This is a genomic window from Pseudomonas phytophila, from assembly GCF_025643095.1.
Classification (GTDB): domain Bacteria; phylum Pseudomonadota; class Gammaproteobacteria; order Pseudomonadales; family Pseudomonadaceae; genus Aquipseudomonas; species Aquipseudomonas quasicaspiana.
The window spans coordinates 4,818,139-4,838,824 of record NZ_CP081201.1 but is presented as its reverse complement, the minus strand read 5'-3'; the positions used below and the strand labels follow the sequence as shown (position 1 = coordinate 4,838,824).

The window sequence follows — 20,686 nt, the reverse complement described above, 5'->3', positions numbered from 1 at the left end:
TTCTAGATCACATGAAACCCGTGCGTACCGTCACGGGCGAGCTGGTCCACCAGACCGAACTCCCAGTCCAGATAGGCCTGCATGGCTTCGCGCGGTGCATCAGTGCCTTCATACGGGCGGCGATAGCGATCAATGCGCGGCGAGGCCAATTGGCTCTCGCCGGTTTCCAGCGGCAGACCGGCCTTGATCCAGCTTGCGGTGCCGTCCTTGAGCAGGAACACCTGCTTGCCGGTCAGGGCTTCAACTTCTGGCACGGCAAGGCGCGCGAGTTTGCTGCTGCCGCAGGTCAAAACGTAGCGCTCGGTTTTAGGGATTTTGTGCAGCGCATCTTGCAACTGCGCGCGTAAGGTCCACCATGCACCGGGAATATGCTGCTTGACGTAGTTGGCGCTGGCCGTGAAATCCAGCACTGCGACGTCCCCATGCTGCTGCCATTCGGCGAGGGTATGCGGGCTGATTTCTTCCACTTGTAGAGGCGCAGGAATCGGGGCGTTCCAGTCCCCTTGTTCGCTGAAGTCGCTGGCTTGCAGGTCGTCGACCACAAACACTTCCCAGCCCAGTTGGGCCAGCCAGGACGCCGACATGTTGGCGCGTACGCCGTCGTCGTCCACCAGCACCAGACGCGCACCGCGCACGCTGGCGTAGTGATCGGTTTCCTGAACCAGTTGGCCGCCCGGGGTTGAGCGCGCGTGGGGTAAATGGCCTTTGGCAAATTCTTCCGGCGTGCGCACATCCAGCAAGTAAGTGGTGCGCGATGGGTCTGCTTGCCAATTGCTCAGCTCGGCGCGGCTTGCACGGCGCACGCCAGCCTTGTCGGCCACGCGGCGGGCGTCGGCACCGGCCACTTCACGGGTGTCGTCGCTCACGGCGCCAAAGCGACGAGCCTGGCCATGATCGAGTGTTTGACCCGCCAGCAGCCAGCCAATGGTGCCGTTACGCAGAGCGCTCACCTGATTGGGAATACCGGCGTTAACCAGCGATTGGGTGCCGATAATGCTACGGGTACGGCCCGCGCAATTGACGATGATGCGGGTGTTCGGGTCCGGCGCCAGTTCGCGAGCACGCAGCACCAGTTCAGCTCCGGGCACACTGATCCCGCTGGGGATGCTCATGGTCTGGTATTCGTCGTAGCGACGTGCGTCGAGCACCGCCACGTCAGCTTTGGATTCCAGTAATTGCAGCACTTCTTCAGCCGCCAGCGAAGGCGTATGGCGATGATGTTCAACCAGTTCGCCGAAGGCTTTGCTGGGCACGTTGACGTCGATGAACAGCTCGCCGCCGGCCTCACGCCAGCCTTGCAGGCCACCCTCAAGCAGTTTTACATCGCTGTAACCCAATGCCTGTAAACGCTCAACGGCGCGCTGAGCCAGACCTTCGCCGTTGTCGTAGACCGTCACGGCGGTGTCGAGGCGCGGGATGCGCGACAACACTTCCAGCTCAAGTTTGGACAGCGGGATATTGGCCGCAAACAAAGGGTGCGCTTCGGCGAAGGGTGCTTCCTCGCGAACGTCGACCAGGGCGAGTTCTTCATGAGCCAGCAGCGCCTGGCGGATATCGGCGAAGGAGCGAGTGTTCAACTGAGTCATTGTGCGTGGCTCTCTTTGGCAGGGCTCTCTTTGGACAGATCCCAGATGTTGGGCAGAAAGGCGTTGGAATAGCCGGAGATAAACAGTTTTTCGGTGCCGTCGGGCTGATACACCGCACGCCGCACTGCGCCGATGTTGGCGCCATAAACGTGGATGCTGATCGAGACCTGATCGCTGAAGGCATTGCTGACCTGATGCACGTCATTGCTGCGAGGCGACAGGGCTTCCACATGACCGGGTTCGAGGCGAATCGCCTGGCCTTCTTTTTCCAGTCGACCATCCGGGCTGCGGGCAAAGCCCTGGGAGTATTCAGCGCCACGTAACATGCCGATCAAGCCCCACACGCGGTGGTCGTGAATCGGTGTGCTTTGGCCGGGGCCCCAGACGAAACTGACAATCGAAAAGCGCTGCCGTGAGTCGGCGTGCAGAAGGAACTGTTGATAACGCTCGGGGCTGGGAATGGCGTACTCGTCCGGCAGCCAGTCGTCGTAGCTGACCAGTTGGCCCAGCAGCTTGCCGCCACGATGCAGCAGATCACCCTCGCGAGGATTGCTGTCGATCAGCTCGGCCAGTGCGCCAATGAATTCTCTTAGCCGTTCGGGATGTCGTGTGTGCGTCATGTCTATACCAGCGCCAGGTTAATGCGTGGCTTAATATAAACATAATGGCTTAGTCTAATATGCGATTATTTTATGATTAGGTTATAACCAAAGGTGCTGAGAAAGTTATTCCGTGAGCAGTGTCTATCTTGAGCTATCTGTCGAACGCCAAATCGCAATCGCGGGCAAGCGCGCTCCTACCCACCGTAATATCTAAGCGCGCTGGCCCGCGATGGCGTTGGTATGGCCAATTCAGAAATCTGCCGCCGCTATCCAAAAACCGCAAATCCCACTATGATTTTCGCCTATCTCTCCTCTGTCTCTTTATGTGCGGTCCGAATGAAAATTGATGATATCGATGCCTTTGTGGCGGTGATTCGTTGCCAGTCGATCAGCCATGCGGCGCAGTCCCTGGACCTGACCCAACCGGCGATTACTCGGCGGGTACAGAATTTCGAGCAGGCGTTGGGCGTCGAGTTGTTCGACCGCAACACCAAACCGCTCAAGCCGACGCAGATGGGTAATCAGGTGTATCAGCGTTGTCTGTCGATCCTCCGTGAGATGGATGCCTTGCGTGAGCTGGTTGCCAGCGATACACCGCCGAGCGGTCTGCTGCGTCTGGGCGTGCCGCAAACTATTGGTGACGTGGTGCTGCTGGATGCCCTCAAGCAGCTGCGCGGTGAGTACCCGGATTTGCGTGCGCAGGTGTCCACCGGCTGGGGCAGTAACCTGGTCAGCAAAATCGAGAACGGCGAACTGGATGCCGCCGCGGCGTTGTTTCCGGCAGGCAAGATTTTCCCGGAAAACATCATTGGCGAGTCCATCGGCAAGATGGAGTTGGTAGTGGTTTGCGCACGTCCTGCGTTGCCCAAAGGCTCGGTAAAACTGGCCGACTGTTATCAGCAGGGTTGGGTGCTAAATCCTGATGGCTGTGGTTTCCGCGCCGGTTTGCAGCGTACCTTGTCGGATCAGGGACTGAGCTTGAAGGTCAACCTGGAAACTTTCGGCACTGAACTGCAGTTGGGCCTCGTAGCCGACGGCATGGGTTTGGGGCTGGTGCCACGCCCTTTGCTTGAACGCAGCATTCATCGCGAGCAACTGGCGGTGTTGCCAGTCAAGGACTTCAAGCCTGTTATGGACCTTTGGCTGATCTACCCGCGCTTCCTGGGCAACCTGCAAGGGCCGGTCAGTTCGTTTGGCGATCTGGTGGCGCGCTCGCTGAAGCAGGTTAAAAACGCCGCTTGATTTCACATAAACGCCCCTGGGTAGCAGGGGCGTTGTCCAGAAAATGCAATCCTATAAGTTTGAATTCATATTTTGTAGGAGCTGCCGAAGGCTGCGAAGCATTTACTCTGACACACCGCCATCGCAGCCTTCGGCAGCTCAGGTATCTTGAGCGCGACAGCGTTCTGCTCAAACAGCTGGCCGCCTCTCGTCAGGGTCTCACTCAGCAGGTTATGTCCAGCTTTGCTTTTAGCGAGTGAACGCTCGCCAAAAAAAATCTGCTTAATCGTGGAACCGTTTTTCAGGCACTGACCACTCAGCATTCAGATCACCACGGGATCGGACTGATGGCGGATGACAGATTTCCCATTGCGCATGCTGTGCACAAGAACTCGCGTGCCCGCCATGGCGGTGTCTCCAGGCGTCGTCTCCGGGGAAACCGTTTGATGCGTTCATTCTGCGTGGGCGGGGCGTTGATGCTCGCAGGACTGTGCGAGACGGTCCAAGGGGCATTTTTCAGCGGGCATGACCTGCAGGTATCGCTGCGCGAAATTCGCAAGGGGCAGCCGTTGAACCTGGCTCAGATGCAGGCATTGGGTTATGTCCAGGGTGTCTACGATGCCAATGCAGGCTTGTTGTTTTGCAGTCGGGAGGATGTCGATGCGGGGCAGGTGGTCAACGCTGTTAATGCCTACCTGTTCAACCATCCGGAATTGTTGAAACAGCCGGCCAGTGTAGGGCTCACTGCAGCGATGATTTCTCAATGGCCCTGTAGGCACAGGGGATAAAAGTGTTCAAATACTCTTATTCACTGACAGTGATACGATTTTATACCGTGATGTTAACAATCCGCGTATGGTGGCCATGTAAAAGCATATAAGTAATCACTGTGTGACAGTCTGATTGTGCTTGGAAACTTGCGGAAGATAAGTTATAGATAATAGCCATTCATAAAACTGTCACCTGCGACAGTTACGCTCGCCTGCCGTGTCGTAAAGAGCCCTGTCAGAGGTCGCTTTTGGTGATGCGGAAGGCTCTAGAGCGATGCTTTCAGAGAAGAATCGATATTAATTGCGCACTATATCGCGCACTGTTGAAATATAACTTTTATCTGAACTTCTGTTGTCTGTTTTTGTCTACGTTACGCAAGCTTTTTCAAACGACCTGTCCCCTCCAAATTCTCTTGCGGCTTTATGTTGAGAGTAGAAGTGTCCTTTGAAAATGGTACCACTTGAGTGATGCGACCTGAGTAGTTTGCCATTGCAAACTGCCTGTCAGGGGGTCGCGATACTGGATGTAAGTGCGAAGAGGGTACTCCAACATGGATAGACGCGAGTTTGAATCAGACCTGAAGGAAATTGCCTATTTCGGCGATTTTGTTGACTTGCAGTACCTGGCCACCAACATGGCCCCCCTGAATATTGATGTGCTGCTGGTTGGCGAAACAGGCACCGGCAAGGACACCCTGGCAAGGCAGATTTATCGTTTATCGCGAAGACGTGGTGCGTTCGTTGCGATGAACTGCGCGGCCATCCCGGAGAGCCTGGCCGAGAGCGAATTGTTTGGTGTGGTCAGCGGTGCTTACACCGGTGCCAGTAAATCGCGCAGTGGTTATGTCGAGGCTGCGCAGGGCGGTACGCTGTACCTGGATGAGATTGACAGCATGTCGCTGTCGTTACAGGCCAAGCTGCTGCGTGTGCTGGAAACCCGTGGCGTTGAACGCTTGGGATCAACCGAGTTCATCCCGGTGGACATGTGCGTCATCACCTCTTCGCAACGCCCCCTTGAAGAGTTGGTTGAAGAGGGCACCTTTCGCCGCGATCTGTACTTTCGTCTCAGCGTGGTCAGCATCAAGATGCCACCGCTGCGTGAGCGTCGCGAACAAATTATCCCGTTGTTCAATCGCTTCCTCGCCAAGCAGGCATCGCTGGTCGGTCGACCGGCCCCGGTAATGACTCCCGCGATGACTCAACAACTGCTTGCACACACCTGGCCGGGCAATATTCGTGAACTCAAGTCCAGCGCAAAGCGCTCCGTACTGGGCTTCTCGCCGTTGGCTGAGCCTTGCTCGCCAGAGCCATTGCAGCTCAAGGCGCAGTTACGGGTCATTGAACGTATCCTCATTGATGAAGCCATGAAGCGCCATCAGCAAAGCGTAGAAGCGGCCAGCTTCGAACTGGGTATTCCGAGCCGCACGTTGTATCACCGCATCAAAAGCCTTTCAGTCTGACACCACGCTCTTTCCTGCCTATTTCTTTTCTGCCCTTGCGTCTCCCGGTTTTCTGACTGGCGCCAGGCAGCGGGCTTTTATGTCCCGCACACCGCCCCGCGCATCTCCCGCAGCCATCAGGACGCACAGTCCCCGGATTAAACGTGGAACTGCTTTCAACCTCATGCCCACTCATTGAACAGGACCGGCGCTTGAACCCTGCCGGGCCTGAGTTCCTACATCAATCATTCCGCTGAGGTGCAAGATTATGGAAAGCTTTTTCAACAGCATGAACAACATGGGCAACAGCTTTAGCAGCAACTTCAAAGCCGCTACTGCCGGCACCGACGGTGGCTACGAAAGCAACTCGGCAGAAAACGCCGGGCGCATGACTGATGCCACCGGGGCTGCGGACTCCAAAGTCACCAACGCGGGCATCAAGAAAATCGAGACCGACGCCAAGAACACCGTCGAGGCGATGAGCCAGGACAGCGACCTCAAGCACCTCAGTAACGTCGCTTCAACCGCCAAGGGGATCAATTACTGATCATTCTGGCGGTGGCTGTGTCCCCTCAGTGGAGGTGCGACATGGCCCCGCCCGCACTCTGGATGTCTGATTACAAAGAGGACGTATAGGCATGACCATTTCGATAAATCTTGAGAACAGTCGCCCGACCAGTTTCAGTAATGAGCAGCAGACGCGTAATTCCCCCAATGCAGCAGGCGGTGGCCAACGCCCGCAGAGCACGGACGCTGCCCTTGACACGCTGGTCAAGTCGATGACCGATGGCAAAGGGCAGGTCAACAGCGAAAACCCACTGGTAAAACTGCTTACCCAACTGATGGAGAAGCTGGGATCGCAAAGCCAGGCTGCTGGCGGTCAGGGCTCCAGCGGTATGTCTGATCAAAAACCTGCTGCCGGTTCCGTGAAGGACATGAGTCCTGACGATCTTCTGAAACTGCTGAGCCAGTTGTTGGGCGGGAGCACCGGCAGTGCAGGCGGTGCAGGCAGTGCCGGTGCTGGCAACGGTTTTGGTGGCGGTAGCGGTGGTGTGGGCGGCGGCGGTGCAGCTGGCGGTGGCGGCGATGCGCTTTCATCACTGCTCGGTGGACTGGCAGAGCAGAAGCTCGGCAGCGTGTTGGAGCCTGCGACGGATGGCTCAGGTGGCGCAACGTTCAAAAGCGAAGACAAAGCCCTGCTGCAAGATGTCGCTAACTTCATGGACCAGCATCCGGAGAAATTCGGATCGCCGGACAACGCTGACGGCAAGACCAAGTCATGGTCGGACGAACTCAACGAAACTGACAGCAGTGGCAAGGCGGACACTTTCCTTGACGGCGCTGAAGCATCCAAGTTTCAGGATGCTCTCGCCATGCTTGGCCAGGCTGCCGGCAGCGGCACAGCACCGGCTTCAGGCATGCTGGCCAATAGCGGAATCCCCCTTTCTCCGGATCAAGGCAGCGGCAGTGGTAGCGGTGGTGGAGGATTCGGTGGCGGTGGCGGTGGCGGTGGCGGTGGCGGTGCCGTGGGCGGTAGCGGCGGTTTCGGCGGCGGCAACGGGACGGTGACCATGGGCCTCGATGATCTGCTCAAGCTGTTGCAGGGGCAGGGTCAGGACGGCAATACCACTCAGGGTTCTGGTCCAAAGGCTCAGGATCAAGCGCTGCAGCAGGATGCCCAGAATACAGCCGGTTCGATCATGAACAAGCTGTTCAGCTGAAAACCGTGAAGGAGGTCGATATGACGATTGGGAAACTTGAAAACAGCTCGGCCTCCGCCACGGCGCTCAAGCCGGAAGTGGAGCTGGATAACCCTACGCAAGGCGATGCTGACTGGTTCAGGGCTGCCATGCAAAGGCCAGAGCCGACTCAGGGGGCGGGGGCTTTTTCGGAGCAGGTGATGGACCCGCTGACGCGCAAGGCTCTGTCTCTGGAGGATATGTCCAGGGACGCTGGCAAGGCGCTGCGCGAGGCGTCGCTGCATTCGGACCCCAAGAAGTTCATGGAAGCGACCCGGGCGCTGAGCGATTACTCTCTGCAAACGTCGTTGTCGGTGAAAATGATCAGCAAGGGTTCGCAAGCCTTGGACAAACTCACCAACATGCAGTGATGGGTGGGCTGATGAGGCATTTTCTGCAATACCTGAGCCTGATCGGGCTGGCGCTGATGCTGGGCGCTTGCGGTGATCAGATAGAACTGCACGGCAAGCTTTCTGAAAACGATGCCAATGATGTGATCGCCGAGTTGTCGAGCAAGAACATCGACGCCAGCAAGCGCAGCAACAAAGAAGGGGTCAGCGTTCTGCTGTCCGCCTCGGACATCAATCGAGCGGTGCGGGTGTTGGAGGCGGCGGGTCTGCCACGGCGCACGCGCACTAATCTGGGTGAAATCTTCAAGAAGGAAGGGGTGATCTCCACGCCTCTTGAAGAGCGCGCGCGTTATATCTATGCATTGTCACAAGAGCTGGAGTCGACGCTGTCGCAGATTGATGGCGTCATTGTCGCTCGCGTACACGTGGTGCTTCCAGAGCGAGTAGCGCCCGGCGAACCGGTACAGCCAGCCTCGGCAGCCGTGTTCATCAAACATGCTGCGAGCCTTGATCCAGATACCGTGTTGCCGCGAATCCGGCGGATGGTTGCCAGCAGTATTCCCGGCATGGCAGCGGCGGTGGATAACACCGAGAAACTGTCGGTGGTCTTCGTCAACGCACGTGCCTATCAAGAGGAGCAGGTTCTGGTTCATTACGGACCGTTCATGGTGCCAGAGCAGGAAGTCGACGCTCTCAAAGGCATGATGCTGGGTGGCGCGTTGGGGATTTTCTTTTTATTCGCGGGTTTGATTCTGTGGCTACGCCCGGCGTTACGCCAAAAACTGCTTGAGCTGGTGGGCATGCGTTCGGCACCCAGGGCGCCAGGTACCGCTGTTGGCCGGTTTGACGAGCGCGGGGCATGAGTCCGGCACTGGGGCAGCAGTGGCTGCAATGGTGGGCTCGGCCCTGGCAATGGGCTGACGCCAGTTGGTCTGAAGTGATCAGCGAACGACATTTGAGCGATGCCCAGTTTGCCTGGCTATCAGCGGTGCATCCTGATCGTCTGGGCGCTGCGTTCGGTGTTCAGGCCAGCAGCCCGTCGCGCCCGGACCCGATAATCGTCAGCTTGCTCGAAGCCGGCGAACATCGGGAGTCATTGCTCGCGGTTGTCGAGCATCTGTGCACCGCGCGGGCAACGCGACAACTGCCGGATGAAAATCTGCGGCCCTGGTGTCGCAGCGTGGCCAAGGCGTTACGGCCGGGCAGTTGGTTGCCTGACGAGCCTGTCGACCCTTTGCAACTGCTGGCTCAATGGCGCGGCGAAGCGCAATGGCAGCGGCTAAGGCTGCTTTGGCCGCGGGCTGTCGCAACCACCATAACCGCATCACCCTGCGCCGAGCCCAAGCGTCTGGATATGCTCTGGCGCGCCGCGTTGCAACGTGTCCTGGAGGAACCTGATGTTCATTCGTCGCACGCTCAGTTTTGATGCTCCGCAGCCTGGCGTTGCCGAGCCATTGCTGCGCCGCGAATATTTCAGCGATGTGGTGCTCGCCAGTGAGCACCTTGCGCGCGCCCATGTGCAGGCCGAGTCGTTGCTCGCTGATGCAAGGGCTCAGGGTGAGCAACTGCTGGCCGATGCTCAAGCGCAGTTCTGGGATCGCGCCAATGCCATGCTGGAGGGTTGGGAGGCCGAACGGCAGGCCCAGCGTGAGGCGTTGGTCGAGCAGGCCCGGAGCCTGTTAAGCGAGACGCTGGCCAGTCTGCTGGGCACGCTGTCCGATGAAGAACGCGCATTGGCACTGGTGCGCCAGATTGCCCAGAGCCAGACCCGTCCGGTGCGCGCCACATTGCGTTGCTCCGTGGACCTTCATGAATCGGTCGACGCTTGGTTGCAACAACAACCGCACACGCACTGGCAGCTCGAACGCGACACCGGCCTCGCTCCCGGTACGCTCTGGTTGAGCACTGAAAGCGGGGATTTCAGCCTCGACTGGGAACGGCTGCGTGAGCGCATTCTTGACCTGGCGTGATCAATCTCATCAGTGACGGAACCGTTCTGTCCGGCGTGACCACTCATCGATAGTCATCCCATTTCGAGAGAGCACGCCATGTCAACCAATGCCCTGGAAAGACGACTGGACAACAACTACGACCGAGCCAGCCGCAACTACGAATACGCGAGCGAAGCTGCCGCCGACGATCCTAGTGTCGAGAACATGCAGGCCATTTTCGAGGAAACCATGAACACCACTTCGGCCAACTTCGCGCTGACTCAAGCCTTGAGCGCGAAGCACGGCATGACCAAGTCGGTGCTCGATGGCTTCCAGTGAGTTGTACACCCAGCTAGAAGCCTGCCGCCGCGAGGCTGGCGGGCTTTTCGAATGCTGGGTGGACGGCGCCAGCATCCAGGTGCAAAACCGCGAAGGCGGCTTCTTCTGTCGTGTCGCACTACCTGGGCGCATGGGCACACACAATGATCAGCTCGCCCCCCTGTTGCGCCTGGTCGAAGCCAGCCTGATGGGGGAAGACCCGATTGCCCTGGCTTATGACCGTCATAAGCAACGTGCCTGCCTGGTGCGTTGGTTGCCCCCCGATGTCGACACTGCGGCGCTGGTCGCCACCGTTGAAAACCTGGCCAACCAGCAAGCCGCCTGGGCGCTGGTACTCGCCGAACAGGCCCCGCGCAAAACGGCAGGCCGACCCGCCATGCCCGCGTCGCTGGGTCTGGGACTTTTGCACAGAGGATTGATGAATGGGTAAAACTGCCTGGACCTGCCTGCCGTTGATGGCCGCGATGCTCTGGGCTACGCCCACGTTTGCCGTCGTACCGGAACAATGGCGTGACACCCCGTATGCCTATGACGCCAAGAATGCGCCGTTGACGCAGGTCCTCAAGGACTTCGCCGAGAGTTTCGGCGTCAGTCTGGAGATGGAAGACATCAGCGGCACCGTCAACGGGCGGATGCGCAGCGAAAGCCCGGAGGCGTTTCTTGACCGCCTCGCGCTGGAGCATCAATTTCAGTGGTTCGTTTACAACAACAGCCTGTACATCAGTCCGCTTGATCAACAGCAATCCAAGCGTATCGAGGTGGATGAAAAGTCAGTCGATGACCTCAGTCAGGCGTTGACCGACGTCGGCTTGCTCGATCCGCGCTTCGGCTGGGGCGCTTTGCCCGAGCAGGGCGTGGTGCTGGTGCGGGGCCCGCGTCGTTATGTCGAGTTGATTGAAGACTTCAGCAAAAAGCAGCAAAGCCGCGATGAAAAGCAGGAAGTCATCTATTTGCCGCTGCGCTACGCGAACGCTGCCGACCGACCGATCAAATACCGCGGCGAAAGCCTGAAAGTCGATGGCGTTGCCACGCTGCTGCGAAACCTGCTGGAACGTCGCTCCTCAATGGGCGGCGGGCTGACCTCTGATGCCCTGCGCACCGGCACGTTGCCCTTGGCAGGCATGGGTGGCATGAGCACGGGTTTCGGCGCCGATGCGAGTAATTTTCCGCAGCTGTTCGACGACTCAGTTGCCAGCAATTTCAGCGGCAAGAATTATGTGGCGCCTACGGAAGGCGAGCGGCGCTCCTCGCGCTCGCGCAATCACATCCGGGTCGAGGCGGACGTGCGCAACAATGCCGTGCTGATCTACGACGATCCCGAGCGGCGTTCGATCTACAAGGATCTGGTGGAGGAGTTGGACAAGCCTCGTAACGTGATTGAGATCGACGCCATCATTGTCGACGTCGACCGCAACTCGATGGATGAGTTGTCCAGCAACTGGGGGTTGAGCGCCGGTAACTTCAGCGGCGGCGCGAGCATTGCCGAGAACGGCCGCAGCTCGACAATGTATGTTCAGGATCGGGACAAATTTTTCCTGGGCCTGCGCGCACTGGAAGGCAAAGGCTCGGCGACGATCATTGGCAATCCTTCGGTGCTGACCCTGGAAAACCAGCCAGCGGTAATCGACTTCAGCCAGACCGAAATTCTTGAGGCTATCGGTGAGCGAGTTGCCAACTTCCAGCCGCTGACAGCGGGCACCAGTCTGCAGGTTATTCCGCGTTCTATCACGGCGTCCGGTGCCAAGGATCAGATGATTCAGATGGTCGTCGATATTGAGGACGGGCAGATCCAGGAATCCAATATCCGAGCCGAGCAGCCTTCGGTGCGCCGTGGCAACGTCAGCACCCAGGCGGTCATTGCCGAGAAGGCCTCGCTGGTTGTGGGCGGTTTTCATGTCTATGAAAACAACGAGCGTCGCAAGAAAGTGCCTTATCTGAGCGCGATCCCGATCATTGGCAAGTTGCTGTTCACGGCCAGCGAGCGCAGTGAGTCCAACCGCGAGCGCTTGTTCATCCTGACGCCGCGCCTGATTGGTGATCAAGTGAACCCGATGCGCTACGTCGACTACGCCAACCCTAACCATGTGCAGGATCGTCTGGACAAGATCAAAAAGCGCCGCGAAGGCACCGAGCGACCGAACCGCACAGTGGTCACCAAGGCCTTGAGCGCGATGATTCAGGGGACTTTGCCTGCGGGCTTTACCGCCGCTGCCATACCGCTGCGTCCCGAGACGTTGTGCGACGGCAATCCTGACCTGCAACTCGATCCACGCCGTGCGCAATGGTATGCCGGTGATGCAGGGTTTGGCGTCGCTGTCGCGCTGGTGCGCAACACGTCCGATACGCCACAACGCGTTGATGAGGCCAGCTGTGGAGGTCGTTATGCGGTCGGCGTTAGCGTCTGGCCGAGTGCCTGGGTGCCGCCGGGTGGAGAGGCCGAGGTGTTCATTGCTTTGCGTCCACCCAAAGTCAACAGCGGCGCGCCGCAACGTCGTTCATTGCTCACTACTGTGGAGGTCAGCCAGCCATGAAAGCTGTCTTGCTCGCTTTGACCGTGATGTTGTTGGCCGGTTGCTCTTCCTTTGGCCACCGCGGGTGCGCCAAAGAGGCGTGTGACCGGCCTGTTTCCAACGACCGTGAGGTCGTTATCTGGTGGCCATCGGATATGCGCGACGGCCTCGGCCTGGGGGATGAACAGGCCGAATTCACTCGAGTGCCCTTGGAGGATTAACCCTATGCCCGCTCGTAATACTGACAAGGCGCAATTTTACGCCGAGGTGGTGGCAGGACGCCCTGCTATCTGGGAAATAGCTGCTGGCGTAGCCTTTTGCACACGTCGCGAATGCCTGGACTGGGGCCTGGCCCTGCAGGTTGACTGGCACAGTCTTGGACCTTCGCAGTTAGGTGATGCGCTGGAGCGTCGTTTCGATGACCCGGAGCGTTACAACGATTACTTTCTGTTCCTGGATTCTCGCCGCGATTTCGTGGTCTGGCATTGTTTACCGGGCGAACTGGACAGTGCCGCGCTGGATGAAATCAGCGCTCATCAGTTGCAGCTCATGGGGCTCGAGCACTTGGGCGAAGGTCTGGCGCGTCATTGACACGCGCCATGTCCGGCAAAGCAGATTTTCATTGATAAGGAGCAGAACCCATGACCACACCTCATGCCGACCGTTTGCTGGCGGCGCTGGCCGCGCAGGCTGGCAGTGAACTGGTATTCAAGGATGGCCTCTGTGCGCTGGCTGACGAGCAGGGTCAGGAACTGGCTAATATTGAAGTTCCGGCACCGGGTGATGTTGCGTTCGTCCATGCCCGGATTGATCTTGATCAGACGCAGCGTGGCATCCACGAACGCTTGCTGCAGCTGAATTTCAAGCCTGACCAGTTGGGCGGTTGCTGGTTGGCTCTGGATGCGCAGAACACGGTTCGTCTATGTGCTCAGCAGGATCTCAGTGTGCTCAATGAGTTGAGCTTCAGTCAGTGGATCATGGGGTTCGCTGATCGGCTGGCTACTTTGCGTCGTGTGTTGGTGCGCTGACCCCGCTGCATCCTTCCATAGGTATGTACACATCTTTTCCATGTCGGGATTTTTTGTGTACATATCCGTTAGCGCGTTAATGGCTTGTATTGGTTGCGCCCTTACGGCGCCTCACTTTTGAGAGCCCAAAAGTAAGCAAAAGGCTCTTGCCCCATCACTTGGCACCTCGCTGGTGCTCGGTGTACCCGCCCGCAGATCCTGAACCGTGGGCCGCCGCAATGGGCCATCCATGGCCCGGTGCGGCTAACCCGGCGTCCTGCCGGGTTGCCCCCGGTTCAGAATCTGCGGGCGGCCAGCGTGATTTAACGGGGCGCCTCAGATCAAAATCAACAGCGCGGCGGCCTGACAGCCGACCTGGTTGTTTGAACTTACCGGCCTACCTTCGACTAAGCGTTGTCGCTCGACAAGCACGAATCTTGTGGGAGCGAGGCTTGCCCGCGATACAGGCGCCTCGGTCAGTCAGATACACTCGCGTTATCGTTCATCGCGGGCAAGCCTCGCTCCTATCAAAAAAAATATAACTATCTGATTTGGAATGCTTTTTACTGTAGGAGTGAGCTTGCTCGCGATAGCTCCAGTACAGGCAATATTCATCGACTGACAGGCCGAATCGCGAGCAAGCTCACTCCTACAGGGGCCGTGTTTGCTGCGCGACAGCGTGGTGTCAGGGACACCGGGGCGACTCCCACATAAATCGCGTCCAATCAACGACCTGTAGCTCTGAAAGGCATCGGGCGGATCTGCTTTTGATCTGCTTTTGATTTTGATCTGAAGCGCCCCGTTAAACCACGCTGGCCGAACGCAGATCTGAAACCGTGGGTAACCCGGCAGGACGCCGGGTTAGCCGCATTGGGCCATGGATGGCCCGTTGCGGCGGCCCACGGTTTCAGATCTGCGGGCGGGCATCCCGAGCCTAGGCGAGGGACCGAGTGGTGGGGCAAGAGCGTTTTGCTTACTTTTGCGCTCTATCAAAAGTGAGGCGCCGTAAGGGCGCAACCAATTAAAGCCGTTACCACAACAACGGATATGCCCAAAGATAGGAAGTAATAAGCACCGAACGCGCCGCATACCGCAGCAACGTCCGGCCTGGAGAGGAGAGACTTAGTAAGTCGCCGGTTTGTTCTCGTTCGCGCTAGCGTAGGACACCGGTTCACCGCTTGGCCCGCCGCTCATCAGGTTTTTGACGGCGTCGAGACCGCTGCTGGCCAGTTGCTGACCAGCACCCTGGGCAAGATTTGCCCCTAGGTCTTTACCGAGATCTTTAGCCATTGGAGCGGCTGCGCGTGCTGCGGAAGCGACGATTGCTGGGATCATGATGTTTTCCTTTCAGGGTTGGTAAAACAAGGTTGAGGGAAACGAGGAATAACTTCCGGCGCGGCGCCTGTAACCATCACAGAGCGCCTGTACTGCGTGGCCCGCTGCCGGTATTGGCACTGTTGCTGGAATGCTCGACGGTGCTTTCCCCAGGCTTGGCCCGGCCAGCGTCTTCTTCGCTGTGCAGATCCTTCTTGTTGCGTGAACCTTTAATGGCATAGCCCTTGGCACTCATGTCATCGCGCACTGCCTTGTCCACCAATGGTCGTACCAGGAGACCGCCAGGCGTAATGCTGATTGGCCGGTGCTCCTCTTCTTGGCTGTACTTGAGGTCCAGCGATGCCAGTACCACCGAATCGGTGACCGATGCGCTGCTTTTGGCGCTTAACAACAGGCTTGGCGTTGCCTTGGCGTCGGTCTGGGTTGCGCCGCGCAGCAAGGTGAAGCGCTTGATCCGCACGTTGTCGTCATTTCTCAAGGCTTCTTCGAGTTTTTTCTGAATTTTCGGGTCTTGCCTGTTCAGGCTGTTCTCGATGCTTTCCAGTACCTTGGGTTTGAGCTCAAGGGTCACCTCCATGGACGTAGGACCGGAGTGTTCAGCGCGGCGGGCCATTTCCTGAAGCACGGGGCTCTTGTTGATGAAGGTGGCGATGGCGTTAGCGTTCTGGGTTGAGGTCCTGTCGCGCCAAGGGGCTGAGTCACCGACCAGACCACCTTTGCGCAGTTGCAATCCTGTGTTGGTGAACTTGTGTTCCCCAGATGCCAGCAGGCGTCCGCCGCTCTTGGACAGATCGTTGTTCTTGACCAGTTGCTGGACGCTGTAACGCAGCTCTTGCAGCGTCTCGTTGTCGTGAGGCAGATTGTCGAGATGGTCGACCACACCCTTTAGTGCCGCCAGATGGCCTTCCGGATTTGCGACTTTCTCGCCTGCATCAATGGCTTTACTGGCTTTTTCCAGCAGTTTGGAATCCTCCGTCGCCTTGATATCAGCTTTCATTGCGACAGCCAGGGTTCGAGCATCGTTGAGTACTTTGTTGCGCTGCTCCTGGGTCGGCGCTGCAGGCAGGCTGGCGATGGCCTTCTGCAACGCGTCGACCTCATCATTCTTGGGCATGCTGTCATTCAGGCGCGGTAACAGCGTGCTCAAGTTAGCCACGCGTTCTCGCGCTGGCCGAGGTGGCACGGTTGGCGGCAACGCGCGGCCTCCCAGAGGGCTTGAGGGCAGGGCAGCCAAGGCCTGTGTTGGCTCGGGTGCGCAGCGCTCCAGCTCGGTCAGCAGGGCTTTTCGCTCTGCCAGTGCCTTGGCAATCTCTTTGTCTTTGAGCACCTTGCCCAAGGACTTTTCCACGTCGTGCAACTGAGGCGTGGTCACGGCTTTGCCGGGCTTGAAGTTGAGGGTGAATTTGTCGTTTTTGGCCCGGTCCAGCGCGAAGCTGACGCTGAGAGCATCGGGCAGGACGGTCTGGCCGACCAGAATATGATTATTCACGCCCATGTTATTGGCCGTCTGGTCAGGGTGCGCGTTGCCGTTGGTAGCAAAACCGACCCGGGCATACGCCCCTGCGCTGGCGGAGGGCAGTGCCTCGAAGGCGCGTTTTACAGCTTTAGCATCTTGCCCTTCGCCTTTGTGGGTGGTGACCTTGGTGTTGGAATAGCTCACCAGCGTGGCTTCTGCGTTGATCCCGGCAGTAGCGCGCAGGAAGGCGTTCCATACGCCGCCGCTTTCGTTGCGCAGCAGCGTACCGCCCAGGTTCAGGCGTCCCAGATCGACGCCGCTACCGACTCCGATTGACCCTTGGTTAACTTTGCTTTTTTCCACCGAGCCGCCTTTGTCCTTGCCCAGGCGATACAGGTCGGCCAATGAAGCACTGGGATCCAGCAGGTTCTCCATGACGTTAGCCATGCTGGCGTTGCTGGCAGTCAACCAGCCTGCTATTGCGCGGCTCTGAGTCAGTTTGAAACTGGCGTCGGCACTGTACAATTCGCCGGCACTGCTCGGATTGCCCTTCGGCTCGGAGCTGAACAAGCGTGAGAAAACCGCCGAGGGTGCGTGGTAGTAGCCGACGTTCAGAAACTCGTTTCTGTTACGGCTGTTTTTCAGGCCCAGTGTCGTCGCATCTTCACCGCCTTCGGTTTCCAGGCTAATCCCATGTTCGCGCCCAATGCCGAAGTTGAAGTAAATTCCGCCGCCATCCGGGGTTAGCGGGACGAACACCGCAGGTGATGTAAAGGTCGCACCCTTGCTGCGCAGCAGTGAGGTGGCGTCGCCCACCTGCAGGTTGCCGAAATGGTCGCCGATGGCGCGCAGATCTTCGGAGAACGAGCGCGTGGTGTTGTAATTCAGGCCATGCCGACCGGTAAGCTCCCGGGCTACAGTGTCGCGAGCCTGGTGCAGCTTCTCAAGTTGGCGGTGGCTGACGATGCCGTTGTCGCTGAACAGTTTGATGTCGCTGTTTTCATAGGCCATGCGCAGGCCTTGTAACTGATCCAGCGTAGTGCTCTTGCCAGGCCCGACATTTTCGCTGTTTACGATCTGGGTCTGTCCTTGTTGACTGTTCACTCGCCCCAGAAGATCGCGCACCTGAAGAAGCGTCTGGGCATCGAGCAGCACACGATCCTCCAGCAGGCTGCTCTTGCTTTCGTTACGGCCTGTGTTGTCGTAGCCCGGTTCCAGTTGGCGGACTGGCAGCGTCAGGCCTAGCTGGACCAATTCTTCGAGCTTGGTCTGCGCCTTGCTGGTGGGGCTGAGTCCGCTGTCGAGCAAGGCATCCTGCATGACTTTGACTGCGCCGGTGGCTTTGACTATGCCTGCGCCCGGGGCCGCGACCGGGACGTTGGCTGCCGCGGGATCCAGGGCTTTACCGCGCTCATCGAGCAGTTTGTGAATCTGGCCCAGTCGGACGATTGCCTGGTAGCTGCTGTTCTCGATGTCTTTGTGCAGTGTTTCGAGGCCGGTATGCAGTTGCGCTTTTTCCAGGTCGGCGCGGGTTTTTGGCACAGCCTTGCTGTCCAGCAGCGCTATCCCTGCCTCCAGCATCGGCCTGGCGGTTCTATTGGTGTTGGTGTTTGTGTTGGTGGTGGTATTGGCCTTGGCCTTGGTATTAGCGCTATCAAAACGCTTATACAGTCGCAGCGACTCTTGGTAGATCGGGCTCATGCCCGAGCGGCTGCGCGGGCCAGGGGTCAAGGCATGGTGGCCCGCAGCCTGCAGCTTCTGCTTGATGTTCTCGCCTGAATTGAATGCTTGCTTGAGTTCCTTGGCGTTTGCCTTGGGGGTTTCCAAAGGGTGGAAGTGGTGTTGATAGGACTCGCCCATCTTGCGAAACCCTTCGGCAGCGGTCTTGAAGATGTTCTTCGCGCCACCAGTACGCACATTGTCTGTGGTGGAACCAAACATGGTGGTGGTCGCCGAGCCGTTGGCATTGCCGATTTTGGCTGTCTTGTGATTGCGCGCCTGCATGCTTTCCATCTGGCTGTTGGCCGTTGGATTGGCCTGTGCCTTGGCCGGGCGCAGCACTATTTCGCCGAGACGACCGTAGGACAATTCCAGCGAATGGGTGGACGGTCCGGGCTGAACCGTCTGACCGTTGGCATCAGTCGTACTTGGAGGCAACAGCGTGGCTTCGATCACCGGGCGTTTGTTTGGCCCCATTTCGACTTTGCCGATACTTACAGTCGCGCTGGACAAGTCTGCAGCGCTCAGGGAAATACCGGGTGCGAGCGTCTTTTTGACCTGGTCCAAAAGCACGTCTGTGCCGTCTTTTCTGGACGGGTCGGTGATGCCTGGCGAAATTGGATTTCCGATCCTTGACGTCGGCGGCGTACCAGGAGCACCCGGCGTAGCTGAAGCTGTCGCCGCGGTAGTCGCCATGGCAATGGCCGTCGCCGTCGCCGAAACAGGAGCCTGTGCAGGAGCAGCAACCGCAGCCGCCGCCGCAGGCGCAGAAGGTGCCTTGGTTTGCAGCCCGGCCGGCTTCCACGCTGCGGTCTGGCCGTGATGGCTCTGGGTCCACTGATCGTGGGGCAGCCGGTACAGATTGCCGCCCGCCGTCACGTACAGTTGACGAGACTGATCAAGCGCCACGCTGGTGACAGCCAGTTCTTTGCCTTGCGCATCACGCGGGAGCGGGATATCGACATTCAGCCCTTCGATGCTGGCTTTGAGCTTCGCTGGGACCCGTGGGGCCGCTTCGGTGAGCAGGGCAAAATTCTTGTCGTCGAGGACCGCACAATGGCTGACCTTCTCTTCGCTCAACGTTCGGCCCACCTCCGCAGCGGTCGAGCGACCCAATGCCACCGGTTCACCGTTGCCCAGCTTCAGTTTGGGCTGCGCGAAGCTGGCTTCCACTACCTTGGGTTTACCGTCTTGAATCACATACGGCTTGTCGTCGAGACCGCGCACCAGTTGAGTGACGCCCTTGACGTGGAGCTTGTCCCAGCTCTGGGTGGTCTCGTTCCAGCCGCACAGGTCTCGGTTTTTATTCAGACCCAGCGCAGCGCCGCCGTGGAGGCGGACTTGCGTGTCATCGACGCCGATCCTTTCCGGCAGGCCGTTCTGGTTGACCAGATGCATCTGCTCGCTCAGCCGCCAGCCGGGACCCATTCTGCATTGGGTGGGCTCATCTTTATTCGAGGTAGTCATCGGCTGAATGAGCGGCGCACTGTGGCGCAAGCCTACGCCGTCACGTATTACCGCCTTGAGCGTACCGGCGTCTGCGATGAAGCCCTCGATTGCCGCTTTGTCGGCGGCCTCGACGCCGATCGCCTGATTCAAGCTTGGTTTCACTTCCTGCAGCGCCATGCTGGATTTTGACTGCCAGTCATCGTTGAGCAGCTTGTGATGAAGCCCACCTTTCTTGTCCAGTACAAACAGCGTCGGGCTGCCGTGGGTGTGACTGGGCTTGAGCAACCCGACGCGCTCGACATCGATAGGGGTTCCATCGTGCTTGAGCAGGCTGAGCTCGACGCCTTTGTCAGGATCATGGCCTTCGGTCAGGCGAATCTTGCCGTCACGCTTTAGCTGGACCACATGGCTCTTGATCGCGCTGTGGTCGCGTATGTCGCCCTTGTGGAGGTACTTGATCATCTCGCCGCGCTGATCCAGCGACAGCCGTGAGATGTTGTTCTGCAGAGGCTGTGCCTGGGCCCAGCGTTGCGTCGCCCGGTCGAAGCTGTAAAGGGTGCGATTGTGCAACGTGTGCTGGACGTTGTGCCTGTCGGTGAAAATGCCGCTGCTTTCTGCCTGGTGGCCTTTGCCTGCCGCGATCAGCGTGCTGACGCCCTGGGGCATCGACGACTTCAATGTGCTGATCACCGCATCGCTTTGCTGCACCTGGTGACAGTGGCCGTCCTGGTCCTGCATCTGGTAGCCCTTCACCCCGGGGCCCAGGTGATGCTGATTGATCGCGCGAATATCCTTGTAGCGGCCTTCGGCGTTTAGTTTCTGGGTGATCGCGTGGGCGGAACTGGAGTTGACCATTTGCAGGTCGGTGGTTTTACCGTCCCGTGGCACGCGCATCAGGTCGTCGTGCCACTCGCGTTGTTCGTGCTTGCCGACGTCACGCTGACGGGCGCGAAACATGCCGGTGAATTTGCTGCCCGCCTTCATCAGCGAGTTCGCCACACCAACATGTGATGGGCGATCGCGAAGCTGATTGAGTTTCGGGGCCTTGGCCTGACTGTGCAGGGGGGGCGCCGCAGGTGGCTGCTGGACCGTCTGGGACTGGCCATGCAAGCGCGATAGTAGTGAATTAATCATTCCGTGAATGCTCGCTCAGGGCTGATACCTGTGTGTGGTTCATAGCTCTGAAACGGTTCCCACACAGTCTGCAAGACGCTGGAAAGGCTTTTCAGGGCT

The 20,686-nt window shown here is 58.6% G+C and carries 20 protein-coding genes; 15 read left to right on the top strand and 5 right to left on the bottom strand.

Annotated features, from left to right (window positions below):
- Positions 1 to 2: 2 nt before the first annotated feature.
- Together K3169_RS21885 and K3169_RS21880 are read right to left on the bottom strand one after the other, a co-directional pair.
- Positions 3 to 1,586: a rhodanese homology domain-containing protein gene (locus K3169_RS21885; RefSeq protein ID WP_263267967.1), complete on the bottom strand. Its 1,584-nt coding sequence runs from the start codon at positions 1,584 to 1,586 to the stop codon at positions 3 to 5.
- Positions 1,583 to 2,206 carry a cysteine dioxygenase gene (locus K3169_RS21880; RefSeq protein ID WP_027902340.1) on the bottom strand — a complete coding sequence of 208 codons (624 nt, stop codon included), beginning with the start codon at positions 2,204 to 2,206 and terminating at the stop codon, positions 1,583 to 1,585. Before K3169_RS21880 ends, K3169_RS21885 begins: the two co-directional genes overlap by 4 nt.
- A 318-nt stretch (positions 2,207 to 2,524) precedes the next feature.
- On the opposite strand from K3169_RS21880, the gene K3169_RS21875 reads away from it, so the two are divergent.
- Positions 2,525 to 3,430, top strand: a complete 906-nt coding sequence (locus K3169_RS21875) for a LysR family transcriptional regulator (RefSeq protein WP_263267965.1) — start codon at positions 2,525 to 2,527, stop codon at positions 3,428 to 3,430.
- A 65-nt stretch (positions 3,431 to 3,495) separates the two neighbouring features.
- Here K3169_RS21875 and K3169_RS21870 read toward each other — a convergent pair whose 3' ends face one another.
- Positions 3,496 to 3,732: a hypothetical protein gene (locus tag K3169_RS21870; protein ID WP_263267963.1), complete on the bottom strand. Its 237-nt coding sequence runs from the start codon at positions 3,730 to 3,732 to the stop codon at positions 3,496 to 3,498.
- Between the two features lie 123 nt (positions 3,733 to 3,855).
- Between K3169_RS21870 and K3169_RS21865 the strand changes: the two genes are divergently transcribed.
- From K3169_RS21865 to K3169_RS21800, 14 genes are all read left to right on the top strand, one after another.
- Complete coding sequence (locus K3169_RS21865; protein WP_255882006.1) at positions 3,856 to 4,197, top strand: Rap1a/Tai family immunity protein; 342 nt, start codon at positions 3,856 to 3,858, stop codon at positions 4,195 to 4,197.
- Between the two features lie 533 nt (positions 4,198 to 4,730).
- Positions 4,731 to 5,639, top strand: coding sequence for a sigma 54-interacting transcriptional regulator (locus K3169_RS21860; RefSeq protein ID WP_099267426.1), 909 nt, complete (start codon positions 4,731 to 4,733; stop codon positions 5,637 to 5,639).
- 247 nt (positions 5,640 to 5,886) lie between these two features.
- On the top strand, positions 5,887 to 6,165 hold the full coding sequence (locus K3169_RS21855; RefSeq protein ID WP_027902343.1) for a hypothetical protein: 279 nt from the start codon (positions 5,887 to 5,889) through the stop codon (positions 6,163 to 6,165).
- A 91-nt stretch (positions 6,166 to 6,256) separates the two neighbouring features.
- Positions 6,257 to 7,339: a harpin HrpZ family protein gene (locus tag K3169_RS21850; protein WP_263267959.1), complete on the top strand. Its 1,083-nt coding sequence runs from the start codon at positions 6,257 to 6,259 to the stop codon at positions 7,337 to 7,339.
- 20 nt (positions 7,340 to 7,359) lie between these two features.
- Entirely contained in the window at positions 7,360 to 7,728 is a 369-nt protein-coding gene (gene sctI, locus K3169_RS21845; protein WP_049827154.1) for a type III secretion system inner rod subunit SctI, read from the top strand.
- Between the two features lie 11 nt (positions 7,729 to 7,739).
- A complete protein-coding gene (gene sctJ, locus K3169_RS21840) occupies positions 7,740 to 8,570 on the top strand; it encodes a type III secretion system inner membrane ring lipoprotein SctJ (protein ID WP_122704556.1) in 831 nt (276 codons plus the stop codon).
- Positions 8,567 to 9,133, top strand: coding sequence for a hypothetical protein (locus K3169_RS21835; RefSeq protein ID WP_263267955.1), 567 nt, complete (start codon positions 8,567 to 8,569; stop codon positions 9,131 to 9,133). The genes sctJ and K3169_RS21835 overlap by 4 nt, the downstream gene beginning before the upstream one ends.
- Positions 9,105 to 9,677 carry a type III secretion system stator protein SctL gene (gene sctL / locus K3169_RS21830; protein WP_263267953.1) on the top strand — a complete coding sequence of 191 codons (573 nt, stop codon included), beginning with the start codon at positions 9,105 to 9,107 and terminating at the stop codon, positions 9,675 to 9,677. The genes K3169_RS21835 and sctL overlap by 29 nt, the downstream gene beginning before the upstream one ends.
- 78 nt (positions 9,678 to 9,755) lie before the next feature.
- Complete coding sequence (locus tag K3169_RS21825; RefSeq protein WP_049827156.1) at positions 9,756 to 9,977, top strand: hypothetical protein; 222 nt, start codon at positions 9,756 to 9,758, stop codon at positions 9,975 to 9,977.
- Positions 9,964 to 10,407, top strand: coding sequence for a hypothetical protein (locus tag K3169_RS21820; protein WP_049827157.1), 444 nt, complete (start codon positions 9,964 to 9,966; stop codon positions 10,405 to 10,407). The genes K3169_RS21825 and K3169_RS21820 overlap by 14 nt, the downstream gene beginning before the upstream one ends.
- A 22-nt stretch (positions 10,408 to 10,429) precedes the next feature.
- Entirely contained in the window at positions 10,430 to 12,508 is a 2,079-nt protein-coding gene (gene sctC / locus K3169_RS21815) for a type III secretion system outer membrane ring subunit SctC (protein ID WP_373562186.1), read from the top strand.
- Positions 12,505 to 12,708: an HrpT family type III secretion system protein gene (gene hrpT / locus K3169_RS21810; protein WP_027902348.1), complete on the top strand. Its 204-nt coding sequence runs from the start codon at positions 12,505 to 12,507 to the stop codon at positions 12,706 to 12,708. The genes sctC and hrpT overlap by 4 nt, the downstream gene beginning before the upstream one ends.
- Positions 12,709 to 12,712: 4 nt before the next feature.
- Positions 12,713 to 13,078: a type III secretion protein HrpV gene (locus K3169_RS21805; protein ID WP_099267422.1), complete on the top strand. Its 366-nt coding sequence runs from the start codon at positions 12,713 to 12,715 to the stop codon at positions 13,076 to 13,078.
- Positions 13,079 to 13,128: 50 nt separating this feature from the next.
- Positions 13,129 to 13,515 carry a CesT family type III secretion system chaperone gene (locus K3169_RS21800; RefSeq protein ID WP_027902350.1) on the top strand — a complete coding sequence of 129 codons (387 nt, stop codon included), beginning with the start codon at positions 13,129 to 13,131 and terminating at the stop codon, positions 13,513 to 13,515.
- Positions 13,516 to 14,616: 1,101 nt separating this feature from the next.
- Here the strand turns inward: K3169_RS21800 and K3169_RS21795 are convergent.
- Together K3169_RS21795 and K3169_RS21790 are read right to left on the bottom strand one after the other, a co-directional pair.
- Positions 14,617 to 14,829: a hypothetical protein gene (locus K3169_RS21795; protein ID WP_027902894.1), complete on the bottom strand. Its 213-nt coding sequence runs from the start codon at positions 14,827 to 14,829 to the stop codon at positions 14,617 to 14,619.
- Between the two features lie 76 nt (positions 14,830 to 14,905).
- Positions 14,906 to 20,587 carry an AvrE-family type 3 secretion system effector gene (locus K3169_RS21790; RefSeq protein ID WP_263267952.1) on the bottom strand — a complete coding sequence of 1,894 codons (5,682 nt, stop codon included), beginning with the start codon at positions 20,585 to 20,587 and terminating at the stop codon, positions 14,906 to 14,908.
- Positions 20,588 to 20,686: the final 99 nt, after the last annotated feature.